This is a genomic window from Citrobacter sp. Cu231, assembly GCF_030332265.1.
Taxonomy (GTDB): Bacteria; Pseudomonadota; Gammaproteobacteria; order Enterobacterales; family Enterobacteriaceae; genus Citrobacter; species Citrobacter meridianamericanus.
Map to the genome: position 1 here is coordinate 1 of NZ_JAOWIE010000042.1, position 25576 is coordinate 25576.

The window sequence follows — 25576 nt, forward strand, 5'->3', positions numbered from 1 at the left end:
AGTCTTCCCTTGTTATTGTGTAGCCAGAATGCCGCAAAACTTCCATGCCTAAGCGAACTGTTGAGAGTACGTTTCGATTTCTGACTGTGTTAGCCTGGAAGTGCTTGTCCCAACCTTGTTTCTGAGCATGAACGCCCGCAAGCCAACATGTTAGTTGAAGCATCAGGGCGATTAGCAGCATGATATCAAAACGCTCTGAGCTGCTCGTTCGGCTATGGCGTAGGCCTAGTCCGTAGGCAGGACTTTTCAAGTCTCGGAAGGTTTCTTCAATCTGCATTCGCTTCGAATAGATATTAACAAGTTGTTTGGGTGTTCGAATTTCAACAGGTAAGTTAGTTGCTAGAATCCATGGCTCCTTTGCCGACACTGAGTAGATTTTAGGTGACGGGTGGTGACAATGAGTCCGTGTCGAGCGCTGATTTTTTCGGCCTTTAGAGCGAGATTTATACAATAGAATTTGGCATGAGATTGGATTGCTTTTAGTCAGCCTCTTATAGCCTAAAGTCTTTGAGTGACTAGATGACATATCATGTAAGTTGCTGATAGGTTTCCAGTTTTCCGCTCCTAGGTCTGCATATTGTACTTTTCCTCTTACTCGACTTAACCAGTACCAACCCAGCTTCTCAACGGATTTATACCATGGCACTTTAAAGCCAGCATCACTGACAATGAGCGGTGTGGTGTTACTCGGTAGAATGCTCGCAAGGTCGGCTAGAAATTGGTCATGAGCTTTCTTTGAACATTGCTCTGAAAGCGGGAACGCTTTCTCATAAAGAGTAACAGAACGACCGTGTAGTGCGACTGAAGCTCGCAATACCATAAGCCGTTTTTGCTCACGGATATCAGACCAGTCAACAAGTACAATGGGCATCGTATTGCCCGAACAGATAAAGCTAGCATGCCAACGGTATACAGCGAGTCGCTCTTTGTGGAGGTGACGATTACCTAACAATCGGTCGATTCGTTTGATGTTATGTTTTGTTCTCGCTTTGGTTGGCAGGTTACGGCCAAGTTCGGTAAGAGTGAGAGTTTTACAGTCAAGTAAGGCGTGGCAAGCCAACGTTAAGCTGTTGAGTCGTTTTAAGTGTAATTCGGGGCAGAATTGGTAAAGAGAGTCGTGTAAAATATCGAGTTCGCACATTTTGTTGTCTGATTATTGATTTTTGGCGAAACCATTTGATCATATGACAAGATGTGTATCTACCTTAACTTAATGATTTTGATAAAAATCATTAGGGGATTCATCAGCGCACAATATCGCTTTTGTGGTCGTGAATATAAATATTAACTACCGCCGTCCAGCGGTACTCAGCGACCTGCTGACCATTACCAGCCAGGTTCAGCAATTAAATGGCAAAAGCGGGGTGTTAAACCAGACAATTACCCTGGAGCCGGAAGGGCAGGTGGTGGCAGACGCATTGATAACCTTCGTCTGTATTGATTTGAAAACGCAAAAAGCGCTGCCGCTGGAAGGGGAGTTACGCGAAAAGCTGCAGCAGATGGTGCAGTAGTGGCTGCAAGTGTCTGCAGGCCGGATAAGCAAAAGCTATCCGGCATCACTCAACACATTACTTTAACCCGGTTTTCTGCTTCATTGCCGCCATCACCGCCGGTTTATCTGCAAGATAATGGTTCAGGCCGTTGGCGCGCAGATTACACGCCGCACAGTGTCCGCAACCGTCACCTTTGATGCCGTTATAGCAGGTCAGCGTTTCTTCACGTACCAGATCCAGCTTACCCCAGTAGTCAGCCAGCGCCCAGGTTTCGGCTTTATCGATCCACATCAGCGGGGTTTCAAAGCGGATATTTTTCGCCATCCCCAGGCTCACGGCATGGTTCAGCGCTTTGACGAACTCATCGCGACAGTCCGGGTATCCAGAGAAATCCGTTTCACACACGCCGGTAATGACCGCCTCTGCCTGTACCTGATATGCGTAAATTGCTGCCAGCGTTAAAAACAGAATATTGCGTCCTGGCACAAAGGTGTTGGGAATGCCGTTCGCATCCGGTTCGTAATCAGGTACCGGAATATTATCGCGGGTCAGGCTGCTGACGGCCAGTTCGCTGAGCAGCGTGACATCAAGTACCTTGTGCGCGCGTGCGCCGAGTTTTAAGGCCAGGTCACGTGCGACATCGATCTCAGCGCGATGGCGCTGACCATAATCGAAGGTTACGCAATGTACTTCATCATATTGATGTAGCGCTTGCGCCAGACAGGTTGTGGAGTCCTGGCCCCCACTGAATACAACAACGGCACGTTTCATGGCTTTTCCTGACAAATAACAAAACCCTTATGGTAGCGCCTGGGCGTGTCGCCGACCAGCTTCTTCATGCCAACGGGGGCGGTAGCCAGGCTTCGGTGAACTCAAACCAGCCGCGAGGATTCAGGCGTACGCCGTTCACGCCCGGTGGCGCGCTGATACGATAGTGATAATTGAACAGCGGCGTCAGGGTTGCGTCATGCATCAGCGTGGCGAAAACTTGTTGTAAGGCCGCATGACGATCGTCTTCATCGGCCTGGATTTGCAGGGCATCCAGGGTAGTTTGCAGATGAGTAAATGCTGGTGCGCTCAATACGTGTGACCAGAGTTGATCGCAGCGCAGCCACTGCTCGAGCGTATATTCAGGTGCTTCGCCAATTAATCTGTCGCCCATCATCAGGTCGGCCAGAGCTAAAGGATGCTCGCCATCCCAGTTTTTAGCATTATGAAAAATAAGGGTTAATTCACAGCCGAGCTGTGCCAGCGCCAGTCGAAGCTGTTCAGCCATGGCGTGCAGTTCTACCGGCAGGTGATAAGCCAGCGTCAGTTTTTCCGGTAGCGCTACCTCGTCCAGCTCATCCCATTGTGGGATAGTCCATCCTGGCAACAGCGCATTGCTTGGCGTGATCAGATTTTCATCCACCTCAAGCGTTTGTAGCAGGGAAGAACGATGGATAATATTGACCAGCCGACGGGCCTGCTGCGTATTCAGGCGTGCGCTTTTTCTGAGCGTGAGATAACAAAAACCGAGGCTGATCCCGCTGCTCACCTGGCTTAGCATTGGCAGCTCTTCGGGTTTACCAATTGCAATTTGCACAGGATGGCGACAGCTGGTGCCCAAATCCTGAGAGAACAGCTGCGGGGTTATCCAGTATTCAATGGCTTTTAGTAGCGGATGTCTCAAATGGTAGTGATCGTGACTCTCGATACGCACCAGCTCAGGAGTAAATAGTGTCAACCTAAACGGGCCAGTACCCACAACCGGGTATGCAGGATGCGCAAGGTGACTGCTGTAGCTTGCCAGACGATGCGCCAGCCAGTAATCGGGGCGATGCAAAATAAAGGTCAGGCACTGGGGATGCGTCACCTCAATACGCTTTACGCTGATAAACAGCTTATTCAATGCCGGTAGCGCTAACAGCTTCAGCAATTGTTGATGTAGCTGCGTGCTGCTGACCGCATCGCCGTTATGCCAGTACAAGGTGGACCGAATATAGAAATCCCAGCGCAGACCGTCGGCGGAGATATTCCAGTGGTGGGCCAAATCACCGCAGGGGCGTTGCGTATTACTGTCAAACCGGGTCAGGCCAGAGAAAATTTGTCCGGCGAGGTGTTGCTCCGCGCGGCCGGGGAGAAATCCAGGGTGCAAAGGGTCAAGCTGGCGGTAATAGGGAATACGCAGGGTTGGCGTGTCGTTTTGCCACTGACCGCCCATAAACGGCTGTAGCAACGTTCTTAATTCTCCCGGTGCCAGTTGAGCCAGCTCCAGCACGCTAAGCTGTTCTCCCTTTTGTAGCGCCTGTTCCATCATGGTGTTGCGCAGGGAATCTGGCGTCACCAAAAAGCGTAACTGCCCGCGTTTCCCGCGCCCCGACTGGGCGTGCCACTCCAGCCAGCCAGCATCCTGAGCTTGCTTTAGCAGGGTGCGTACGTGGCGCTCGCTGCAAAAACAACGTTCGGCCAGTTCCCCTACGGTCACCGACTGCGGTTCGCCGTGCGACGGTTGCCACAGGCGTTGGTACTGGTTCAGGCGATTAAGCAGACGCATTGATACTTGATCCTTCAGGATGGCCCGTTAACGGTTTTTGCGCAGATAAACCCGGAACAATTCATTTTATCTATTCACTATTACTTCCGTATATCTCAGGTGATACTGAATCACAAGTTAACCGCGTCACAGTGTGGAGAAAGAAATGGCTCGTCTGGCTGCATTTGATATGGATGGCACCCTTTTGATGCCGAATCACCATTTAGGTGACGAAACGCTTTCAACGCTGGCGCGCCTGCGTGAACGCGATATCACCCTGACATTTGCCACCGGCCGCCATGTGCTGGAAATGCGCCATATTTTGGGTTCGATCTCACTGGACGCCTTTTTGATCACCGGTAACGGCACGCGCATTCACTCCCAGGAGGGCGATGTGTTGCACCGACAGGATCTGGATCCGAATGTTGCGGATATCGTGTTACATCAGAAATGGGATACCACCGCCAGCATGCATGTCTTTAATGACAACGGTTGGTTCACCGGACAAGAGATCCCCTCGCTATTACAGGCGCATGTATATAGCGGATTTCGCTACCAGATCGTCGATGTGAAACGTATTCCGGCTCATCAGGTAACGAAGGTCTGTTTCTGTGGCGATCATGAGTCTCTGATCCAATTGCGCATTCAACTGAATGAAGCGCTGGGAGAACAGGCGCATCTCTGTTTCTCCGCGTTTGATTGCCTCGAGGTGCTGCCGCTGGGCTGTAACAAAGGATCCGCGCTGGCGGTGTTGAGTGACCACTTAGGGTATTCAATGGCCGAGTGTATGGCATTTGGCGATGCTATGAACGATCGCGAAATGTTAGGCAGCGTTGGGCGTGGTCTTATTATGGGTAACGCAATGCCGCAACTGATGGCTGAACTGCCTCATTTATCGGTGATTGGGCATTGCCGTAATCAGGCGGTGTCACACTTTTTGACGCATTGGCTGGACAATCCGCATCTACCTTATTCCCCCGAATGAGAGATCCCTTCCAGCAAGCCAGACTTCGCGTCTGGCTTTTTTTTGTCTGCTCAGTGTGTATTCAGCAACTGGGCAAGTTCTGCTTTCCACGGCGTTAAATCACCAATGTGCGCGTCGACCCACTGCGGGTTGTAGTAGGTTTCCAGATAACGTTCGCCGCTGTCACACAGCAGCGTCACCAGTGAACCCGTTTCTCCGGCGTTGCGCATGCGCGCGGCAAGTTGCAGCGTTCCCCACATGTTGGTGCCGGTTGAGGCGCCGACTTTACGACCCAGCTGCGTTTCCAGCCAGTGCGCGGTCGCCACGCTTGCGGCATCCGGTACGCGCAGCATTTCATCAACTACGTCAGGAATAAAGGACGGTTCGACACGCGGGCGACCGATGCCTTCGATTTTGCTTCCGACCGGGCTGCGCAATGTCGCATCGCGCTCCTGCCAGAAGGGCAGAAAAACCGAGTTCTCCGGGTCTACTACCATCAGACGAGTGTCGTAGCCCTGACAGCGAATATAACGGCCAATGGTTGCTGAAGTGCCGCCGGTTCCGGCGCTCATTACGATATGACGGGGGACGGGGTTGGGCTCGCACTGCATCTGACGGAAAATGCTGTCGGCAATATTGTTATTGCCGCGCCAGTCGGTGGCGCGCTCAGCATAAGTGAACTGGTCCATGTAATGACCGTTCAGCTCACGCGCCAGCTGTTCAGAGGCTGCATAGATTTCGCAGGCGCTTTCCACGAAATGACAGCGACCGCCGTAAAATTCAATCTGTTCAATTTTACGTTTCGCGGTGCAGGAAGGCATGACGGCAATAAACGGCAGTCCTAACAGTCGGGCGAAATAAGCCTCAGAGACCGCCGTTGAACCGGACGATGATTCAATAATGGTGGTGCCTTCTTTGATCCAGCCATTGCACAGTCCGTACAAAAACAGTGAACGCGCCAGACGATGCTTCAGGCTCCCGGTAGGATGCGTGCTCTCATCTTTCAAATAGAGCTGAATACCCGGAAACGCCGGTAGCGACAGACGAATGAGATGCGTATCCGCAGAACGCTGATAATCCGCGTTGATTTCATTGATGGCGTTTTTAACCCAGGAGCTATTCATAATTAATGGATATCCATTTGTCATTTTGTGCCCAGAATAGCGAAAAGCACGGAAAAAATTGTTGCCATTTAGCCTTTAAAATAGAATGTAAGGAGAAAATTCTTCTCTGTGGAGTGGATATGTTAGACAAAATTGACCGTAAGCTGCTTGGCTTACTGCAACAGGACTGCACCCTTTCTTTGCAGGCGTTAGCAGATGCCGTTAATCTGACTACCACCCCCTGCTGGAAACGCCTCAAACGGCTCGAGGATGACGGTGTTCTGCTGGGTAGAGTCGCTTTGCTGGACCCCGAAAAACTGGGGCTGGGCTTAACCGCGTTTGTGCTGATCAAAACTCAGCACCACAGCAGCGAATGGTATTGCCGCTTTGTTACCGAAGTCACCGGTATGCCGGAAGTACTGGGGTTCTGGCGTATGGCAGGGGAGTATGACTACCTGATGCGAGTGCAGGTTGCTGATATGAAAAGCTACGATGAATTTTATAAACGCCTGGTGAACAGCGTACCTGGCCTGTCTGACGTCACCTCCAGCTTTGCGATGGAACAGATTAAATACACAACAGCTCTCCCTATTGAATAATTCTCCCGGCGCTTATTGCCGAAAATTTTGTCAGGACATTACGCGTGCGATTATTTGCTCAATTAAGCTGGTACTTCCGCCGGGAGTGGCGTCGCTACCTCGGGGCGGTGGCCCTGCTTATCATCATCGCTATTCTTCAGCTTATTCCGCCGAAAGTGGTTGGGATCATTGTCGATGGGGTAACCACTCAACGCTTCACCACCGAGCGGCTGCTGATGTGGGTGGGAACCATTGCATTGATCGCCGTGGTGGTTTATTTGCTGCGCTATGTCTGGCGCGTGCTATTGTTTGGCGCATCCTACCAACTGGCGGTTGAGCTGCGGGAAGATTATTACCGTCAGTTGAGTCGCCAGCATCCAGAGTTTTATCTGCGTCACCGCACGGGCGATCTGATGGCGCGTGCCACCAACGATGTCGATCGCGTGGTATTCGCCGCTGGTGAAGGCGTGCTGACGCTCGTAGATTCTCTGGTCATGGGATGCGCGGTGCTGATCGTGATGTCCACGCAGATCAGCTGGCAGCTCACGCTCATTGCGCTGCTGCCGATGCCGGTGATGGCGTTAATGATCAAGCGTTACGGCGATCGACTCCACAACCGCTTTAAGCTGGCTCAGGCGGCGTTTTCCAGTCTCAACGATCGTACTCAGGAAAGTCTGACCAGTATTCGCATGATCAAGGCCTTTGGTCTCGAGGATCGGCAGTCGGCATTATTTGCCGCAGATGCCGAAGATACCGGTAAGAAAAACCTGCGCGTGGCACGCATTGACGCTCGCTTTGATCCCACAATTTATATCGCCATTGGGATGGCTAATCTACTGGCGATTGCCGGAGGAAGCTGGATGGTGGTACACGGTTCGCTGACGCTCGGCCAGCTCACCAGCTTTATGATGTATCTCGGCCTGATGATTTGGCCGATGCTGGCGCTGGCATGGATGTTTAACATCGTCGAGCGTGGCAGCGCCGCCTACAGCCGTATTCGCGCCATGCTGGCTGAGGCACCGGTGGTGGATGACGGCACAGAACCCGTGCCGGAAGGACGCGGCGAACTGGCGGTGGCGATTCGCGAATTTTGCTACCCGCAAACCACCCACCCGGCACTGGAAAATGTGAACTTCCAGCTCAATCCAGGGCAAATGCTGGGCATTTGTGGTCCGACCGGCGCGGGGAAAAGTACGGTGTTGTCGCTGATCCAGCGTCATTTTGATATCACCGAGGGCGATGTGCGCTTTCATGATATCCCGCTGACGCGCTTACAGTTGGATAGCTGGCGCAGCCGACTGGCGGTTGTCAGCCAGACGCCATTCCTGTTTTCGGATACCGTCGGCAACAACATCGCGTTAGGGCGTCCGCAAGCCACGCAGGAAGAGATCGAACATGTGGCGCGCCTCGCCAGCGTCCATGAGGATATTTTACGTCTTCCACAAGGCTATAACACCGAAGTAGGCGAACGCGGGGTGATGCTGTCGGGTGGACAAAAACAGCGTATTTCTATCGCCCGAGCGCTACTGCTGAACGCTGAAATCCTGATTCTGGATGATGCGCTGTCGGCAGTAGATGGTCGTACCGAGCATCAGATCCTGCATAACCTGCGCCAGTGGGGCGAAGGCCGAACCGTGATTATCAGCGCCCACCGTTTATCCGCCCTGACGGAGGCCAGCGAGATTATTGTGATGCAACATGGGCATGTTGCCCAGCGCGGCGAACATGAGGCCTTAGTGCAACAGCCAGGCTGGTATCGCGATATGTACCGCTATCAGCAACTGGAAGCGGCGCTGTCTGATACACCAGAAATAAACGAGGAGGCGGCTAATGCGTAGTTTTGGGCAGCTATGGCCGACCCTGAAAAGACTACTGGCGTACGGCTCTCCGTGGCGAAAACAGCTGGCAATTGCGGTGGTCATGCTGTGGGTGGCGGCGGCGGCGGAAGTCAGCGGCCCGCTGCTGATTAGCTATTTTATCGATAATATGGTGGCGAAGAATAATCTGCCGCTGGCAATGGTCTCCGGGCTGGTTGCGGCGTATATCGGTCTGCAACTGCTGGCAGCAGGCCTGCATTACGCACAGTCATTGCTGTTTAACCAGGCGGCGGTCGGCGTAGTACAACAGTTACGCACCGACGTAATGGACGCGGCGTTACGCCAGCCGCTGAGCGCCTTTGATACGCAACCTGTCGGGCAGCTTATCTCCCGCGTGACCAATGACACCGAAGTTATTCGCGATTTGTACGTGACGGTGGTGGCAACGGTGCTGCGCAGCGCGGCCTTAATCGGCGCCATGCTGGTAGCGATGTTTAGCCTCGAGTGGCGTATGGCGCTGGTGGCGATGGCCATTTTCCCGGCTGTGCTGGTGGTGATGGTGATTTATCAACGTTACAGCACCCCGATTGTGCGCCGGGTTCGCGCTTATCTGGCGGATATTAACGATGGCTTTAACGAAGTTATCAACGGCATGAGCGTTATCCAACAGTTCCGCCAGCAGGCGCGATTTGGCGAGAGAATGGGCGAGGCCAGCCGTTCGCACTATATGGCGCGTATGCAGACTCTGCGCCTGGATGGCTTTTTGCTGCGTCCGCTGTTGAGCCTTTTCTCGGCGCTGATCCTCTGCGGTTTGCTGATGTTGTTCAGCTTTACCTCTGGCAGCGCCATCGAGGTTGGCGTGCTGTACGCGTTTATCAGCTATCTTGGCCGTTTGAACGAACCGCTGATTGAGTTGACTACCCAGCAATCCATGTTGCAACAGGCGGTTGTCGCCGGTGAGCGAGTGTTCGAGCTGATGGACGGACCACGTCAGCGCTATGGTGACGATGAGCGACCGCTGAAGAGCGGGGACATTGAGGTGGATAACGTTTCATTTGCCTATCGTGACGACAATCTGGTGCTGCAAAACATCAGCCTGTCCGTACCATCGCGCAGTTTTGTGGCTTTGGTCGGACACACTGGCAGCGGCAAAAGTACGCTGGCCAGCCTGCTGATGGGGTACTACCCTCTGACGCAGGGTGAAATCCGTCTTGATGGACGGCCGTTGTCTTCACTGAGCCACAGTGCATTGCGTCAGGGCATCGCGATGGTGCAGCAGGATCCGGTGGTGATGGCAGATACTTTCCTGGCAAACGTCACGCTGGGTCGTGATATCTCAGAAGAACGGGTGTGGCAGGCGCTGGAAACCGTACAGCTAGCGGAACTGGCGCGGGGTCTAAGTGAGGGGATTCATACCCGGCTGGGCGAGCAGGGCAATAATCTCTCTGTTGGGCAGAAACAGCTGCTGGCGCTGGCACGGGTATTGGTTGAAACGCCGCAGGTGCTGATCCTCGACGAAGCCACGGCCAGTATTGACTCCGGCACTGAACAGGCCATACAGCACGCGCTGGCGGCGATACGTGAACACACCACGCTGGTGGTGATTGCGCATAGGTTATCGACGATTGTCGATGCGGATACCATTCTGGTGCTGCATCGTGGGCAGGCGGTTGAGCGTGGTACGCACCAGCAATTACTCGCGGCACAAGGCCGTTACTGGCAGATGTACCAGCTGCAGCTGGCGGGTGAGGAGTTAGCCGCCAGCACGCAAGAGGATTCTGTGCTCGCCTGATAGCGTAGCTCTGATACGACAATCAACAATCTGGTGCAAAAATGTAACGCACTATGCACCGCCATAGTGCGTTTTTTCTTTTTCTCCCTCGACAGTACCCTGTAAGCCTGAACTATTCCGCATTTTTCATTCCTGGCACATCCCTTGCAACATTCAACAGGTGTATCTGCAGCCACTACTGAATTCTGACTGGAGGGGATCTATGAAGCTGGTTACCGTGGTAATCAAACCGTTCAAACTCGAAGACGTCCGTGAAGCATTGTCGTCTATTGGTATTCAGGGGCTGACCGTCACCGAAGTGAAGGGGTTTGGCCGACAGAAAGGTCATGCTGAGTTGTACCGTGGGGCAGAATATAGCGTCAACTTTCTGCCAAAGGTGAAGATTGATGTGGCGATTGCCGACGACCAACTGGATGGCGTGATTGATGTCATCAGTAAGGCGGCCTACACCGGAAAAATTGGCGACGGCAAAATCTTCGTCGCCGAGCTGCAACGTGTGATTCGTATTCGTACCGGCGAAGCCGACGAAGCCGCACTGTAATTTCTGGCACACAGTGATAGGAAACCAAAAAATGAAGATAGCGACGATGAAAACGGGTATTGCTTCACTGGCGCTGCTGCCGGGGCTGTCGATGGCAGCACCGGCTGTTGCGGATAAAGCGGATAATGCTTTTATGATGATCTGTACCGCACTGGTGCTGTTTATGACTATCCCAGGCATTGCGCTGTTCTACGGCGGTTTGATTCGCGGTAAGAACGTGTTGTCGATGCTGACCCAGGTTACAGTGACATTTGCTCTGGTTTGTATTTTATGGGTGGTTTATGGCTACTCACTGGCCTTTGGTGAAGGGAATAATTTCTTCGGCAACTTTAACTGGGTATTGCTGAAGAACATCGCGCTGACGGCGGTCACGGGGAGCTTCTACCAGTACATTCACGTTGCTTTTCAGGGCTCGTTCGCCTGCATCACCGTGGGACTTATCGTTGGGGCACTAGCTGAACGTATTCGCTTCTCTGCGGTGCTGATTTTTGTGGTGGTGTGGCTAACGCTATCCTATATCCCCATTGCCCATATGGTCTGGGGCGGCGGCTTGCTGGCTTCCCATGGCGCCTTGGATTTTGCAGGTGGAACAGTGGTGCACATCAACGCGGCGATTGCCGGCCTGGTGGGGGCGTATCTGATTGGCAAACGCGTCGGTTTTGGTAAAGAAGCCTTTAAACCGCACAATCTGCCCATGGTCTTCACCGGTACCGCTATCCTTTATATTGGTTGGTTTGGCTTTAACGCTGGTTCTGCGGGTATGGCGAATGAAATCGCTGCACTGGCCTTCGTCAATACCGTGGTTGCCACCGCGGCCGCCATCCTCGGATGGATCTTCGGCGAATGGGCGCTGCGTGGCAAACCGTCTCTGCTGGGCGCGTGTTCTGGCGCCATTGCCGGTCTGGTAGGCGTAACACCTGCATGTGGCTATATCGGTGTTGGCGGTGCGCTGATTATCGGTGTCGTTGCGGGGCTGGCAGGTCTGTGGGGCGTAACCATGCTGAAGCGTTTTCTGCGCGTGGATGACCCGTGTGACGTGTTTGGCGTTCACGGTGTGTGCGGCATTGTCGGCTGCATCATGACCGGAGTTTTCGCTGCAAGTTCTCTGGGAGGTGTGGGCTTTGCCGAGGGTGTGACCATGGGGCATCAGCTGCTGATACAACTGGAAAGCGTGGCGATCACCATCGTCTGGTCCGGTGTGGTGGCTTTCATTGGTTATAAGCTGGCGGACATGACGGTTGGTCTGCGCGTACCGGAAGAGCAGGAGCGCGAAGGTCTGGATGTGAACAGCCATGGTGAGAACGCTTATAACGCCTGAATCTCAAACTGCCGGATGGTGCTAAACGCTTATCCGGCCTACGATGATTTAGTCTGTAGGCCGGATAAGGCATCAATTGCGATTACGCATTACCCCTTCCTGGACGGTAGAAGCGACCAGCACGCCGTCCTGGGTATAAAACTCTCCGCGAACAAAGCCCCGGGCACCGGAGGCCGAAGTACTCTCGACGTTATACAGCAGCCACTCATTGATATTGAACGGACGGTGGAACCACATGGAATGGTCAATGGTGGCGATCTGAATCCCTTTCTCCAGGAAGCCAATCCCGTAGGGCTGCAGCGCAACAGGCAGGAAGTTCAGATCTGAGGCATACCCCAGCAGATACTGATGAACGCGCAGATCGTCTTGTAGTGTTCCGTTGGCTCGGATCCACACCTGACGCGCCGGAGGTGCGACGTGACCTTTTAAGGGATTATGAAACTCCACTGGTCGCACTTCCAACGGACGATCGTTAATAAATTTTTCTTTCAACAACGGCGGCAGCAAATGCGCCACTGAGCGGGCAATTTCCGTTTCTGATTTCAGCTCATCGGGACCCGGTGCCTTTGGCATGGTTTTCTGATGTTCAAATCCGTCTTCCGGTGCCTGAAACGAAGCAGTCATGTAAAAAATGGGTTTACCATTCTGGATCGCGGCAACGCGACGTGCGCTAAAGCTGTTACCATCACGCAGGACTTCCACATCATAGATGATCGGCTTTTGGCTATCGCCGGGGCGTAAAAAATAACTGTGAAAGGAGTGCACCAGGCGCTCTTCCGGTACGGTTTCTTTTGCGGCATATAGCGCCTGACCGACAACCTGTCCCCCAAAAACCTGACGTAACCCTAAGTCTTCACTTTGGCCCCGAAAGAGTCCTTCTTCAATTTTTTCCAGATTTAACAATGTCAGCAAATTTTTCAGTGCCAGACTCATACGTGCTCTCCAGGTGATATCGATGTCGCAGCGAGGTAGGCAGAGTATAACGCAATTTTAAAAGTGGTCCGATGGGTGCAATTGTCTGAATTACTGGCCGATTACAGGCAAAACCAGCTGTCTTGTGCCACACTTAGTCACGTTATGTTTTTGTTAACCACTCTTCTGGCGAGGAAAGTTCTCGCTGGTGCATAGATGATAAGGAGAATTTAATGAAACTCGTGCACATGGTAAGTGGTTTAGCGGTTGCGGTCGCTTTAGCGGCCTGTGCTGATAAAAGCGCGGATATTCAGACACCTGCGCCAAGCCCTAATACGTCAATTGCTGACACACAGTCTAAAATTCAACAGCCGAATGTCTCCGGTACAGTATGGATCCGTCAGAAAGTGGCCTTGCCACCTGATGCGGTGCTGACCGTGACGCTGTCGGATGCGTCACTGGCTGATGCGCCGTCAAAAGTGCTGTCGCAAAAAGCGGTTCGTACTGAAGGTAAGCAAGCACCATTCAGCTTCGTATTACCGTTTAACCCGGCAGATATTCAGCCTAACGCGCGTATCCTGCTGAGTGCGGCCATTACGGTTAATGACAAACTGGTCTTTATCACCGATACCGTTCAGCCGGTGATTAATCAGGGTGGTAAGAAAGCCGACCTGACGCTGGTGCCTGTGCAGCAAACGGCAGTACCGGTTCAGGCGAGTGGTGGCTCTGCAACCACGGTGCCGTCAACGTCACCAACCCAGATGAATCCGTCTTCTGCGGTTCCTGCTCCCACGCAGTACTAAGGTTTTCATAACCCTCTCCGCCTGGGGAGGGTTAGTACACCCAGCGATAGCGCTGTAAATCGATCTGTCCGCTTCCTGAAACCACGATCCCTTCTGCCAGTAACGCCTGACGTTGGCGTTGCAGGTCAGGCCCAGTCAGCGAAATAATACCATGGCGATTGACCACCCGATGCCAGGGCAGGCTACTCCCTTCGGGAAGACGTTTAAGCACGCCGCCTACCTGACGCGCAGCCCGAGGCGATCCCGCAAGCCTGGCCACATCGCCATAAGTGGTGACGAAACCTTCGGGAATTGACGCGACAATTTGCCAGACGCGTTGGGGGAAAGTGTCTTGTATATCCATCATTTATTCCTGCGCTAATCCTTCAGCATAATGCCGAATGGTGAAGGAGTGAAGCCGCATTGCGCAAGAAAACAGCATCCGGTGCTGGATGGGTTGCAATTACAGGGTGCAGCAGTGATAATGCGCCTGCGCGTTGGTTAACAACGCTCTCAATGGGGGCTCTGTTGGTTCTCCCGCAACACTACTCTGTTTACCAGGTCAGGTCCGGAAGGAAGCAGCCAAGGCAGATGACGTGTGTGCCGGGATGTAGCTGGCAGGGCCCCCACCCAATTCTGCCGTCCGGCAATTTTCCTTCTGCTTATCTACTTTTTTTGTCATCGTATTGTCATTTTAATGTCATCAAATGCTGTCAATGTGTTTCGGGGATGTTATTTGATGCTTTTGCCGCTGCCATCGCGTTGTAATGCCATGGGCCTTACATGCGATGTCTTTTGGCTGACCACAAGGATTTTTTACGATGTCGACCGCTGTATTGAATGTCAAAATTGATGAGGCGCTAAAAGAAAAGCTTCGCCATTACGCTGAAGTACATAACGAGAATTTAAGTATCGCAACGGAAAAACTGCTGCTAATCGCATTTTCCGCCGTTGAAGAGGCAGGAGTCTCTGCTGAGGATATCGATAGCCAGCATACGGAAGAATCCGTAGTTGACGTTCTGACTCCTAAAGAAATCAAAGCATTGCGAAAATTGCTGAAGAAGAAAAAATGAAACAACAACCGCTCTCAACCGCCTGTAATTACAGCGAAGCCTGTGAAATGCTGTGCTCCGGTTATGTGAAACATGTTCGTTTGAGCTGGAATGTCGGCAGCGATGAGTTCTTTCGTATTGCCTCCGACTGGTGTGATGCAGGGGCAAAAATTAAAAAAGATGGTGAGAATTTCGTCATTTCGCTGAAGGGATTTCCGGTTCCCCCTCAGCGGTAATATTGCCGGGACTTCCTCGTCCATTGCGGCATTCCTGGGCGAGTCCGTTGACTCGTGGCTTAGATTATTTTACGCATTTTCCCGCTGCTGGCCTGTAAACGCAGATTATCCCAAATGGGTTGCAATACTCTGAAGGCGGCGCGCGCAGTGTCACCCGGTAACGTGAAGGGCATACGCAAAAAGCGATCGAATGCGCCATCAAGGCCAAATCGCGTACCGGTACCCAACTGGATGCCAGCGCTTTCGACGCGCGTGGCAAAGAGCGTTGCCAGCGTATCGGGTAGTTCAACCCAGAAAGAGAGTCCTCCCTGTGGCTGGGTAAATTGCCACTCCGGGAAATGTGAGTTCATCAGGCTCGAGCACAAGTCTCGCTGCGATGTGAGCAGGCGTCTTCTGCCAGGAAGAAAGTCGGCGGCGTTATCCAGCAACCAGCTGGTGGCGAGTTGTTCCAGCACCGGAGAGCCCAAATCGAAGGTGTCGCGGGTTTGTACCAGCGCGGCAATGGTACGCGACGAGGCCCGAATCCAGCCCAGACGTAATCCGCCCCAAAAGCTTTTCCCTGCCGAACCCAGCAGAATTATCGGTGCATCGCGATTGAATGCAGCAAGTGGCGGTGGAGGCGGGGCGTCATACCACAGGTTCACCATGGTCTCATCGACCACCAGTGTAGTGCGCGTCCTTTCAGCAATATCCGCCACGACCTGACGAGTTGCGGCGTCCATACAGCGGCCGGTCGGGTTGTGAAAGTCCGGCATCAGATAGGCCATTCTCGGGGCGGTTTGCGCGAGAGTGGCAACCAGACCCGCCGTATCCCAACCGTGCTCAGGCAGCGACACGCCAACGGGGCGACATGACGCCCCTTGTATTGCTGCAATCGCCAGCGGATAAGTGGGATGATCGACCACTACGCGATCGCCGGGACCGGTGAGTAAACGCAGGATCAGCGCCAGTCCGCTGACCGCGCCGTTCACGACCATTATTTCATCGGGCTGTGTCGGGAGTCCGCGTTCGCAATAATGCCGGGCGATGGATTCACGCAAAACAGCCAGTCCCTGTGGCAGATACCCAGAGCTTAGCAAATGCTGCGGCATCGCAAACAGCGCTTGCTGGTAAGCCTGGTGAATTTCAGGGCCAGCACTCAGTGCCGCCGTGGACAAATCAAGCGCTGTGCCGGTGCTGGTTCGCGTTGGCACATGGCGAATGTGTTCCGGCAGGATCACCCGTGAGCCGCTCCCATGACGACTTTCCAGATATCCCTCTTCACGCAGTTGCGCCATGGCGCTGGCGACGGTGGTTCGACTTACTTCCAGAACGGCGGCGAGCTCGCGCTCACCGGGCAAGCGACTATCCAGCGCCAGTCGACCATCAAGGATCAGCAGACGTAATGCTTCCGCCAGTTGTCGCCAGATAGGCGTTCGTGAGGGGCTTTCCTGCCAGTTCCCGAGCAGGCGCTGCAAAGATTGACTTCCGTAACGGCGAGATGACATAACAGTCCACTTTTTGAAAACTGGACATTAATCATAGTGCCAATTGCGGTGAAGATGAAAGCCATCTGAGAGTAAGAGGGAAATAACATGCTGCGTCGTTTACTTCAGCTGTTTATCGGGCTGACGCTGTACGGTGTGTCGACGGCGATGTTTGTCCGTGCCGATCTAGGGGCCGATCCGTGGAACGTATTTCACCTGGGCGTGGCAAATTTAGTGTCGATGAATATCGGTGTCGTGATTATCGCCGTGGGCGTAATGGTGCTGCTGGCATGGATACCGCTACGCCAGCGCCCGGGTTTTGGCACGTTGAGCAACGTGATTATGATCGGGCTGGCGGCAGATGTCGCACTGGTGGTGATACCGGGATTTGAATCCCTGATGGCGCGCAGCGGGCTGCTGGTGTCAGCGGTGATCCTGAATGCGTTAGCCACCAGTCTGTACATTGGCGCCGGTTTTGGCGCAGGCCCGCGTGACGGTCTGATGACTGGTATTCACGCGCGTACCGGCTGGCCAGTACGACGAATTCGCACCGCAATTGAAGTGTCTGTTCTGCTTATCGGCTGGCTGCTGGGGGGAACCGTCGGGGTTGGGACGGTGCTGTATGCGCTGGCTATCGGGCCGCTCATTCAGATTTGCCTGCCGTGGTTTCGCCATCAGCCGCAGTCGCGAATCCGTCCCAGGAATGCGCCTGGGGCACGATCGTCTGCTGGCGACTAAACTTAGTCTCGACTGACGCGGCCGGAATCGGCTTGCCGCGCAGTACACTTCGGAGGTTTTTCTCATGAAGTATGTTGATGGCTTTGTGGTTGCCGTACCCGCTGAAAACAAGGAGGCGTACATTGCGATGGCGGCAAAAGCAGCTCCGCTTTTCAAGGAGTTCGGCGCATTGCGCGTGGTGGAGTGTTGGGCAGATGATGTTCCCGACGGCAAACTGACCGATTTTCGCATGGCAGTGAAAGCCCTGGATCATGAAGAGGTGGTATTCAGTTGGATTGAATACCCTTCCAAAGAGGTCCGTGACGCGGCGAATCAGAAGATGATGTCCGATCCCCGGATGAAGGAATTCGGGGAATCTATGCCATTTGATGGCAAGCGGATGATCTACGGTGGATTTGCGCCCATCATGGAAGAGTGATGTGACTGGTTGTGCGGCGTGCCGCCAGCCATCTCAGTATCAACCGCTACGTTAAAGCCGTTTTTCTGCCCACAGAATAAATGCCGCCTTCGGCAGCGCTTTGCTATAAAGCCAGCCCTGACCATACTGTACGCCATGCTGGCGTAGCCAGGCTTCCTGCTTCTCGGTTTCAATACCTTCAGCCACCATCTCCAGCTTCAGTGTTTTCGCGATCTCGATGATATGCGGTGTGACGTTGTTGTACTCCAGCGCATCGACAAACGATTTGTCTATCTTCAGGATGTCCACATCCAGATCCTGCAAATAGCTCAGACTGGAATAGCCGGTGCCAAAGTCATCAATATAAATTGAATGACCAGCCTGACGGTATTTGGCAATAAAGGGCGCACTGTTTTTCGGGTCGGCAAACTCGCGTTCGGTCAGCTCCAGCGTGATTTGCTCAGGCTTTAGTTGCCATTGATTCACCTTGCGGCTCAACAGCGCAGGAAGCGTTTCCGAGGTCAGATCGGCTGACTCAAGGTTAATGGAGATATGCTGGTCAGGATGTTGACGCAGCCATCTTCCAAGATCGTCAAATACGCTTTCAATAATCAAAAGAGTAAGCGGCTCAGAAAGCCCGGTTTCTTGTGCCATTGCGACGAAAATTTCCGGCGACAGATAGCTTCCGTCGGCTTGCTGCCAGCGAGCCAGCGCTTCTGCCCCGACCACTTTGCCCGTTTTAAGCGAGATAATCGGCTGGTAGTGAACCTTGATATCCCGATGCTGGATAGCGTCCTGCAATTGGTGATGGGGAGACTGTAAACGGCGTAAAATACGCAGAATAAAGGCGGCGGTGAGTAAACCGATAAGAATCCCTGCCGGCAGCCAGATCAGCGCCTGTCTATGCCAGCTTTTTTGCACAGGTAATGTGGATGCCCATGTTACAACCGTAATGCCCAACTCGGGGAAAGGGCGGGCGTTATAAATACTGCCATCTTTCTGAAAATGGGTAATCGAACGCTCTTGTTGCACATGGTGTAAAACGTCCGATGGCAGATCGGCGCTACTGGCTACCACCATGTTACGCGCGGTGCCAATGATGGCGACTTCAATCGGCCAGGATCCAAACGGGATGACGTCAATAAAAGAACCGGGATCGATCATCACGACGTAATGCTGGCTACCTAATGCCGCCATAAAACGTTTGATGCCCAAATCGTTTTGCGTGGTCAGCCACGCGCGATATCCATCTGGCGTGACTTTCATTGCCGGAGGAAACGCGACCGCCTGGCTTCTTTTTTCCAGGGATGAGCATTGTGGAACGTTATCTTTAAGGTACAGCACTTCCTGAATGTTACGGTAACTGTATGATAAACGACGCATTTCCAGCAAGTGTTCGTCGCTGCATGGCACGCCCTGAAAGGACTCGATACTGCGTAAGGCTTTTTTGGCCTGTTCGCCAACGCGTTCCGTACGTAATGCAGCGCGCATGGAGAACATATCGAGTTCATCGATAAATTTCGTTTCAACCTGACGATGCGCCAGCCACAGGCTTAAACCTACGGGGGCGAGGATGGAAAGAAACAGTACCCCTGTCACCAGGCTTATCAGATGTCGTGTTGTCACGGTTATATCCTTATTTACACAGCGTAGGGAAAGTATATCTGAAAGCCGAAAAAGCAATCCGATTGGCATCATATATTTACGGCCATTTATCGTCCCGTTAAAAAACCACAACGTAAATCGGGTTGAGATTCGTACAAGAGTGGTGTATTTTTGTTTGTATGTTATAACATAGCAATTTGAGGTTGCCATGAAACCGGATATTCATCCTTTTTACCGTACCGTGGTGTTTCACGATACCAGCGCCAATGAATTCTTTAAGGTCGGTTCGACCATCAAAACGGAGCGTGAGATTGAGTTTGAGGGGAAAATGTACCCGTATGTGACTCTGGATATCTCTTCCAAATCGCATCCGTACTACACCGGGAAACAAAAAACCTTTGATAACGAAGGCAGTGCAGCACGTTTCCAGAAGCGTTTTGGTCATTTTATTGGCACTAAGCGAGGTTAAGATGCAGGTACTTAATTCACTTCGTAGTGCAAAACAGCGTCATCCCGACTGCCAGATAGTGAAACGCAAAGGGCGTTTGTACGTTATCTGCAAAACGAATCCGCGCTTTAAAGCGGTTCAAGGACGTAAAAAAAGACGTTAGTTTCTTTGCCAGCATTTCAGGGAATAAAGTGCGTTCCCTTTACAGGGACGCACTTTTTTTATCTGCGCTGAGACGCCCTTACTAACTGTTCTGGGACCGGGTTAGCGTAAACACATCGTAGAAAGAGAGCTCGCCCTTACGGGATATCATCTTTTGCAACCGCGTTTTATGTTCGCTATCGACGGAAGGTGAGTGCATGATGGTATCTATGAGTGAAGAGGGAACAAAGCGCGTGTTATACCATTCGCCGTTATAGCAAACTCTGAAATCCAGTACGTCGATATCTTCAAAGCGGTATCTTGGCGCAACGTCGAAAAAGAAAAACGCGTTGAGTATGACGAACAGAACCACCAGCAGCCATACTGAATCGACTAACGTTTCTGACTGTAGCATCACCGCCAGCGTGGCAAACCACGCAACATACATGCCGATAAACAGGCCAGGATATTTGCGAATAAAACTGATGCTAAAGCGCGGTTTGTTGTCGCGTTTTTCGCGAATATTTAAGTCGTCGATGGTTTCGGTAAGCAGGCGCTGTATTTCTGTCATCTCTTGCCTTCGTGGTGTCTGCGATGTTCAGGTACGATCGCCCTATTTTAAAAGGGGATACCTTTTGAAGAAAGTAACAGATTAACCACAATTTAGCATAACAGTTACATTTAGGATCACAGCGTTTTGATAATCCTGGCGGGATTGCCCCCGACCACGCTATTTGCTGGAACGCTTTTCGTAACCACCGCGCCTGAGGCCACAACCACATTATCACCCAACGTTACGCCAGGGTTTATCACCGCGCGTCCACCTATCCATACGTTGTTGCCAATAGTCACAGGTTTGCCAAGCTCCATGCCACTGTTTCGCTCGGTAGCATCCAGCGGATGGGTCGCGGTATAGATATGGACTCCTGGAGCTAACATGCAGTTGTCGCCAATATGGATTGGGCAGACGTCGAGCATAACGCAGTCGAAGTTGGCGTAAAATTCTTTACCGAGATAGATGTTGTAGCCGTAATCACAGCGAAAAGAGGGTTCAATGTAAGCGCCTTTACTCTGGCCCAACAGTTCATGCAGAATAGCCTGTCGCTCACTTTTTTCATCAGGAGCGGTAAGATTGTAGCGCCAGGTCAACTGACGAGCGCGTAGCCGGTCGTGGCGTAACGTTTCATCTGCAGGGCTATAAAGTTCGCTAGCGATCATTTTTTGCTTTTCATTACTCATTACGAATTCCCTGTGTCTGGTAGTCATTTCAACACAGTAAAACGCAATGCATTCAAGGGGAACGTTCCCGTTTCTTCGCTGTGATCGTAGTCACGTGATTTGAATTAAATAATCATTGTAAATACGAAAATGGTCAGCCAGACAAATGTGCCGCGATACCTGACTTAACCTGTGAGTATTAGCGAATGAATTTCCAAACAGAAGTTGGAATCTTGTCGTAGAGCTTATTCATGGTCAATTCAGCAAGGCGATGATCTGCTGCTGAGTAAAATACAGCCAGTTCGTTGTCGGACAATTCATATTTATTTTTTTCAATAACGCGCTCAAGGGTGTCAATTGTCTGGCAACGTCGCAGGCGCATCAAATAATCAGTTTTAGTTAATGGTTTATCGGACATAACTCTTACCTATGATTGTAATAATTTTTAACAAGACAAACTAACAGGATTAGCCCTGGTGGCATTGACAAAACAGCGAAACAGTCGATTACCTGACTTCCGCCATTTCTGCAGATCCTGCATATTAATACCATAACTGCTGAACAACATAAAAGTGTCATCCAGATATTCATCTATCTGCGTAATCAGCTTATTGTCCTCATTGTACTTAATTTTATAATTAAGTGCGAAGGTTGCAATATGCTCTATCAGTTCATTGAGCTGCAAGCTGGTGGCAGAGGTAGGGTCATTAACCCAGCCATGGTTACTTTGTTCAAGGTTTGCAAGACAGTCATGATACAGGGTTTCACAGAGAAATTTAAGCTGTGCGATATCATGTCTTTTGGGTGAGTATTCATCCATAACGCATCCCCTTCTTAGTGGCTTAAACTAACCGAACACCTTTCGGGATGGATACAACAAACTACCTGGAACTTGCACGCGACTCCTGATGATTTAACTATAATCTACTCTAAAAAAGATTTCATCGTCATATCACGAAAAATTACAATTATGCAAAATTATGATGCAGGGTCATTTTTACATTTTAACAGATCTCTGCCGCTATTCGAAATGGGACAACTTCTTTATTCTTCGGGCAATCATCGGGTTATCTTGATTAGGTTAACAAATGCAAGGCCACTGCCAACAATGTGTGCTGCTTACCAGGAATAATCTTAATATTTATTAAGGTTAATAAGTACTCTTAATCATTTTTTAAGAATAGCCTTTAAGGCTACAAGGATTATATCGATTATTTAACCTGGAGAAAATAAACGAAATCGCAATACGTGAATTTTATGATTTTTCAGAAAAAAGGCCGCTTGCGCGGCCTTATGTTTAGAAAGGTATCAATGATGGTCTACTGAGTGGCTATGCTCAATATCTTCGCTTTTACGGCTAAAGCGGCGGCGTACCACCACAAAGAACACCGGCACAAAGAATATAGCCAACACGGTTGCCGTCACCATCCCGCCCATTACGCCAGTACCAACGGCGTTCTGCGCGCCGGAACCTGCGCCGGAGCTGATTACCAGTGGCATTACGCCCAGAATAAAGGCCAGCGAGGTCATCAGGATCGGACGTAAACGCATGCGGACCGCGTCCAGCGTCGCCTCTATCAGACCTTTGCCTTCTTTATCCATCAAGTCTTTGGCGAATTCGACGATAAGTATCGCGTTCTTCGCCGATAACCCAATGGTTGTGAGCAGGCCCACCTGGAAGTAAACGTCGTTGGTCAGGCCGCGGAATGTTGCTGCCAGCAATGCGCCGATTACCCCCAACGGTACCACCAGCATAACGGAGAACGGAATGGACCAGCTCTCGTACAATGCCGCCAGACACAGGAATACGACAATCAGTGAAATGGCATACAGGGCAGGGGCCTGGTTGCCGGACAGTCGTTCCTGGTAGGACATACCGGTCCAGTCATAGCCGATACCAGATGGCAGTTTGCTGGCCAGTTGCTCCATCATTGCCATGGCTTCACCGGTACTTTTACCCGGTGCGGCCTGGCCTAAGATTTCCATGGAAGGCAGACCGTTGTAGCGTTCCAGACGCGGTGAACCGAATTCCCAGCGTGAGGTCGAGAAGGCAGAGAACGGTACCATTTGTCCATCGCTGCCGCGGACATACCAGTTTCCAATGTCTTCCGGCAACATACGGTATTTCGCTTCAGACATGACGTAAACTTTCTTCACACGACCACGGTCAATGAAGTCATTCACGTAGCTTCCGCCCCATGCCGCACCCAGCGTTGTATTAATGTCGCTAATGGAAACACCCAGAGCCTGCGCTTTTTCCTGATCGATATCGATCTTGAACTGCGGCGTATCTTCCAGACCGTTAGGACGTACGCCGACTAGCAGGTCAGGATGCTTCGCGACTTCACCAAACAGCTGGTTACGTGCCTGCGTCAGTTTCTCATGGCCCAGGCCCGCCTGGTCAATCAACTGGAAGTCGAAACCGGTAGCAGTACCTAACTCCACAATTGCTGGCAGGTTGAAGGCAAAGACCATGGCATCTTTAATCTGCGAGAATGCGCCCATCGCACGTTGAGTAATGGCCTCAACTTTGTTCTCTTCGCCGGGACGTTCACTCCAGTCTTTCAACGAGACGAACGCGATACCGGTGTTCTGACCACGACCCGCAAAACCGAAACCGTTAACGGCAAACACCGATTCAACGTTCGCTTTTTCTTTGGTCAGATAGTAATCCGTCATCTCGTCCAACACCTTCTGGGTACGCTCTTGCGTTGCACCCGCTGGCAGCTGAGCCATTGACAGGAATACCCCCTGGTCTTCATCCGGCAGGAACGAACTTGGCAGACGAACGAACAGATAGGCCATGCCCACGACGATGATCAGATACAGCGCCAGATAACGACCGGTGCTGCGCAGAATACCGCCTACGCTGTCGGTGTAATGGTGCGTGCTCTTATCAAACATGCGGTTAAACCAGCCGAAGAAGCCTTTTTTACCTTCTCCGTGATCGCCTTTTGCAATCGGTTTGAGCATGGTCGCACACAGGGCAGGGGTCAGAATCAATGCCACCAGCACTGACAACGCCATTGCCGAAACAATGGTGATGGAGAACTGACGGTAGATTGCACCGGTAGACCCTCCGAAGAACGCCATCGGGATAAATACCGCTGACAGTACCATCGCGATACCCACCAGTGCGCCCTGAATCTGGCCCATTGATTTACGCGTTGCTTCCTTCGGCGGTAGACCTTCCTCAGCCATTACACGTTCAACGTTCTCGACCACAACGATGGCGTCATCCACCAACAGGCCGATGGCGAGCACCATACCGAACATCGTCAGTGTGTTTATCGAGAAGCCGAAAACCGCAAGGACGGCAAACGTACCCAATAACACTACTGGCACAGCGATAGTCGGAATCAACGTCGCGCGGAAGTTCTGCAGGAACAGATACATAACCAGGAATACGAGGATGATTGCTTCAACCAGCGTTTTCACTACTTCGTGAATAGAGATTTTTACGAATGGCGTAGTGTCATACGGGTATACGATCTTCAGACCTGACGGGAAGAACGGTTCCATCTTCTTCAGCTCTTCGCGGATAGCGTTAGCGGTGTCGAGGGCGTTCGCGCCTGTCGCCAGCTTGATACCCAGACCGGAAGCCGGTTTACCGTTGAACTTCGCAATGATGTCGTAGTTTTCGCCACCCAGTTCGACTTTCGCGACGTCGCGCAGACGCACCTGGGAACCATCCTGATTTACTTTCAGCAGAATTTTGCCGAACTCATCTGCGGAGGTCAGACGGGTTTGCGCAATGATCGACGCGTTAAGTTGCTGGCCTTTCACCGGCGGCGTACCGCCTAACTGACCGGCTGCAACCTGGGCATTCTGCGCTTTAATGGCGCTGATCACATCAACCGGGGTCAGTTGGAAGTTGTTCAGTTTGTTCGGATCCATCCAGATACGCATCGCGTACTGGGAACCGAACAGCTGCACATCACCCACACCTGAAGTACGGCTGATCGCGTCCTTCATGTTGGCGCCCACATAGTCGGAAATATCTTCCTGCGTCATGGTGCCGTTGGTGTTGATAACGCCGACAACCATCAGGAAGCTACTGGACGATTTCTCAACGCTCACGCCCTGTTGTTGTACTTCCTGCGGCAGCAGCGGCATCGCCAGTTGCAGTTTGTTCTGCACCTGAACCTGCGCAATGTCAGCATCAGTGCCTGACTGGAAAGTCAGGGTGATCTGAACCGTACCGGTTGAGTCACTGTTAGAGGACATGTACATCAGGTTATCGATACCGTTCATATTCTGTTCGATAACCTGCGTAACAGTATCCTGTACTGTTTTGGCATCAGCGCCAGGGTAGGTCGCGGAGATCGTCACTGCTGGCGGTGCAATAGTTGGATATTGCGCCACCGGCAATTTGAGGATCGCGAGCCCCCCTGCCAACATGATGATAATGGCGATCACCCACGCAAATATTGGGCGATCGATAAAGAAATTAGGCATGT

General features: G+C 51.9%; 26 protein-coding genes, 1 other RNA gene and 1 pseudogene. 15 read left to right on the forward strand and 13 right to left on the reverse strand.

Annotated elements, in window-relative coordinates:
• Positions 1 to 1141: IS4-like element ISVsa5 family transposase (locus OGY15_RS16140; protein WP_286539751.1), on the reverse strand; the 1141-nt coding region annotated here is incomplete at its 3' end.
• Positions 1142 to 1244: 103 nt separating this feature from the next.
• Here OGY15_RS16140 and OGY15_RS16145 point away from each other — a divergent pair.
• Positions 1245 to 1511: pseudogene (locus OGY15_RS16145) on the forward strand (YbgC/FadM family acyl-CoA thioesterase); the annotation flags it as partial.
• 57 nt (positions 1512 to 1568) lie between these two features.
• Here the strand turns inward: OGY15_RS16145 and queC are convergent.
• Together queC and OGY15_RS16155 are read right to left on the reverse strand one after the other, a co-directional pair.
• Positions 1569 to 2264 (reverse strand): 7-cyano-7-deazaguanine synthase QueC, encoded by a 696-nt coding sequence (gene queC, locus OGY15_RS16150; protein ID WP_151224863.1) that lies wholly within the window; start codon positions 2262 to 2264, stop codon positions 1569 to 1571.
• 64 nt (positions 2265 to 2328) lie between these two features.
• Positions 2329 to 4029, reverse strand: a complete 1701-nt coding sequence (locus tag OGY15_RS16155; RefSeq protein ID WP_187252913.1) for an SgrR family transcriptional regulator — start codon at positions 4027 to 4029, stop codon at positions 2329 to 2331.
• A gap of 145 nt (positions 4030 to 4174) precedes the next feature.
• On the opposite strand from OGY15_RS16155, the gene cof reads away from it, so the two are divergent.
• Entirely contained in the window at positions 4175 to 4993 is an 819-nt protein-coding gene (gene cof, locus OGY15_RS16160) for an HMP-PP phosphatase (RefSeq protein WP_187252912.1), read from the forward strand.
• Between the two features lie 50 nt (positions 4994 to 5043).
• On the opposite strand, the gene OGY15_RS16165 is transcribed toward cof, so the two are convergent.
• On the reverse strand, positions 5044 to 6099 hold the full coding sequence (locus tag OGY15_RS16165) for a PLP-dependent cysteine synthase family protein (RefSeq protein WP_219608505.1): 1056 nt from the start codon (positions 6097 to 6099) through the stop codon (positions 5044 to 5046).
• Between the two features lie 116 nt (positions 6100 to 6215).
• Between OGY15_RS16165 and OGY15_RS16170 the strand changes: the two genes are divergently transcribed.
• The 5 genes from OGY15_RS16170 to amtB all read left to right on the forward strand — a co-directional run bounded on the left by OGY15_RS16170 (position 6216) and on the right by amtB (position 12121).
• A complete protein-coding gene (locus OGY15_RS16170; protein WP_003021649.1) occupies positions 6216 to 6674 on the forward strand; it encodes an Lrp/AsnC family transcriptional regulator in 459 nt (152 codons plus the stop codon).
• A gap of 44 nt (positions 6675 to 6718) precedes the next feature.
• On the forward strand, positions 6719 to 8491 hold the full coding sequence (locus OGY15_RS16175) for a SmdA family multidrug ABC transporter permease/ATP-binding protein (RefSeq protein WP_151218634.1): 1773 nt from the start codon (positions 6719 to 6721) through the stop codon (positions 8489 to 8491).
• A complete protein-coding gene (locus OGY15_RS16180; protein WP_286540085.1) occupies positions 8484 to 10262 on the forward strand; it encodes a SmdB family multidrug efflux ABC transporter permease/ATP-binding protein in 1779 nt (592 codons plus the stop codon). The genes OGY15_RS16175 and OGY15_RS16180 overlap by 8 nt, the downstream gene beginning before the upstream one ends.
• Positions 10263 to 10464: 202 nt before the next feature.
• Positions 10465 to 10803: a P-II family nitrogen regulator gene (glnK, locus tag OGY15_RS16185; RefSeq protein WP_003021657.1), complete on the forward strand. Its 339-nt coding sequence runs from the start codon at positions 10465 to 10467 to the stop codon at positions 10801 to 10803.
• Positions 10804 to 10834: 31 nt separating this feature from the next.
• A complete protein-coding gene (amtB, locus tag OGY15_RS16190; RefSeq protein WP_151218637.1) occupies positions 10835 to 12121 on the forward strand; it encodes an ammonium transporter AmtB in 1287 nt (428 codons plus the stop codon).
• A 72-nt stretch (positions 12122 to 12193) separates the two neighbouring features.
• Here the strand turns inward: amtB and tesB are convergent, their stop codons facing one another.
• Positions 12194 to 13054, reverse strand: coding sequence for an acyl-CoA thioesterase II (gene tesB / locus OGY15_RS16195; RefSeq protein ID WP_151218638.1), 861 nt, complete (start codon positions 13052 to 13054; stop codon positions 12194 to 12196).
• A gap of 212 nt (positions 13055 to 13266) precedes the next feature.
• Here tesB and OGY15_RS16200 point away from each other — a divergent pair, with 212 nt between their 5' ends.
• Positions 13267 to 13836, forward strand: coding sequence for a YbaY family lipoprotein (locus tag OGY15_RS16200; protein ID WP_151218639.1), 570 nt, complete (start codon positions 13267 to 13269; stop codon positions 13834 to 13836).
• 31 nt (positions 13837 to 13867) lie between these two features.
• On the opposite strand, the gene OGY15_RS16205 is transcribed toward OGY15_RS16200, so the two are convergent.
• Positions 13868 to 14179 (reverse strand): methylated-DNA--[protein]-cysteine S-methyltransferase, encoded by a 312-nt coding sequence (locus tag OGY15_RS16205; protein WP_151218774.1) that lies wholly within the window; start codon positions 14177 to 14179, stop codon positions 13868 to 13870.
• 162 nt (positions 14180 to 14341) lie between these two features.
• Here OGY15_RS16205 and ffs point away from each other — a divergent pair.
• The 3 genes from ffs (at position 14342) to OGY15_RS16220 (ending at position 15103) form a co-directional block, all read left to right on the forward strand.
• An RNA gene (gene ffs, locus OGY15_RS16210) (signal recognition particle sRNA small type) lies at positions 14342 to 14438 on the forward strand.
• Positions 14439 to 14636: 198 nt separating this feature from the next.
• Complete coding sequence (locus OGY15_RS16215) at positions 14637 to 14888, forward strand: hypothetical protein (protein WP_286540091.1); 252 nt, start codon at positions 14637 to 14639, stop codon at positions 14886 to 14888.
• Positions 14885 to 15103, forward strand: a complete 219-nt coding sequence (locus OGY15_RS16220) for a hypothetical protein (RefSeq protein ID WP_286540093.1) — start codon at positions 14885 to 14887, stop codon at positions 15101 to 15103. The genes OGY15_RS16215 and OGY15_RS16220 overlap by 4 nt, the downstream gene beginning before the upstream one ends.
• 59 nt (positions 15104 to 15162) lie before the next feature.
• Here the strand turns inward: OGY15_RS16220 and yczR are convergent, their stop codons facing one another.
• A complete protein-coding gene (gene yczR / locus OGY15_RS16225) occupies positions 15163 to 16590 on the reverse strand; it encodes a MocR-like transcription factor YczR (protein WP_286540095.1) in 1428 nt (475 codons plus the stop codon).
• 87 nt (positions 16591 to 16677) lie between these two features.
• On the opposite strand from yczR, the gene yczE reads away from it, so the two are divergent.
• On the forward strand, positions 16678 to 17307 hold the full coding sequence (yczE, locus tag OGY15_RS16230) for a membrane protein YczE (protein ID WP_151218643.1): 630 nt from the start codon (positions 16678 to 16680) through the stop codon (positions 17305 to 17307).
• A gap of 64 nt (positions 17308 to 17371) precedes the next feature.
• Entirely contained in the window at positions 17372 to 17725 is a 354-nt protein-coding gene (locus OGY15_RS16235; RefSeq protein ID WP_151218644.1) for a DUF1428 domain-containing protein, read from the forward strand.
• A gap of 51 nt (positions 17726 to 17776) precedes the next feature.
• Here the strand turns inward: OGY15_RS16235 and pdeB are convergent, their stop codons facing one another.
• Positions 17777 to 19330, reverse strand: coding sequence for a cyclic di-3',5'-guanosine monophosphate phosphodiesterase PdeB (pdeB, locus tag OGY15_RS16240; protein ID WP_286540099.1), 1554 nt, complete (start codon positions 19328 to 19330; stop codon positions 17777 to 17779).
• Between the two features lie 187 nt (positions 19331 to 19517).
• Here pdeB and OGY15_RS16245 point away from each other — a divergent pair, with 187 nt between their 5' ends.
• Positions 19518 to 19778, forward strand: coding sequence for a type B 50S ribosomal protein L31 (locus OGY15_RS16245; protein ID WP_016152070.1), 261 nt, complete (start codon positions 19518 to 19520; stop codon positions 19776 to 19778).
• Between the two features lies 1 nt (position 19779).
• Entirely contained in the window at positions 19780 to 19920 is a 141-nt protein-coding gene (gene ykgO / locus OGY15_RS16250) for a type B 50S ribosomal protein L36 (protein ID WP_005125190.1), read from the forward strand.
• Positions 19921 to 20001: 81 nt separating this feature from the next.
• Here ykgO and OGY15_RS16255 read toward each other — a convergent pair whose 3' ends face one another.
• The 5 genes from OGY15_RS16255 to acrB all read right to left on the reverse strand — a co-directional run bounded on the left by OGY15_RS16255 (position 20002) and on the right by acrB (position 25574).
• A complete protein-coding gene (locus OGY15_RS16255; protein ID WP_286540101.1) occupies positions 20002 to 20469 on the reverse strand; it encodes a YlaC family protein in 468 nt (155 codons plus the stop codon).
• Between the two features lie 116 nt (positions 20470 to 20585).
• Positions 20586 to 21137, reverse strand: a complete 552-nt coding sequence (gene maa, locus OGY15_RS16260) for a maltose O-acetyltransferase (protein WP_286540103.1) — start codon at positions 21135 to 21137, stop codon at positions 20586 to 20588.
• 178 nt (positions 21138 to 21315) lie between these two features.
• Entirely contained in the window at positions 21316 to 21534 is a 219-nt protein-coding gene (gene hha, locus OGY15_RS16265; protein ID WP_002892050.1) for a hemolysin expression-modulating protein Hha, read from the reverse strand.
• Between the two features lie 27 nt (positions 21535 to 21561).
• The gene (gene tomB / locus OGY15_RS16270) at positions 21562 to 21936 is read right to left on the reverse strand and encodes an Hha toxicity modulator TomB (protein ID WP_151218646.1); all 375 of its coding nucleotides are present in this window, start codon (positions 21934 to 21936) and stop codon (positions 21562 to 21564) included.
• 488 nt (positions 21937 to 22424) lie between these two features.
• Positions 22425 to 25574, reverse strand: a complete 3150-nt coding sequence (gene acrB, locus OGY15_RS16275; protein ID WP_286540105.1) for an efflux RND transporter permease AcrB — start codon at positions 25572 to 25574, stop codon at positions 22425 to 22427.
• Positions 25575 to 25576 lie beyond the last annotated feature (2 nt).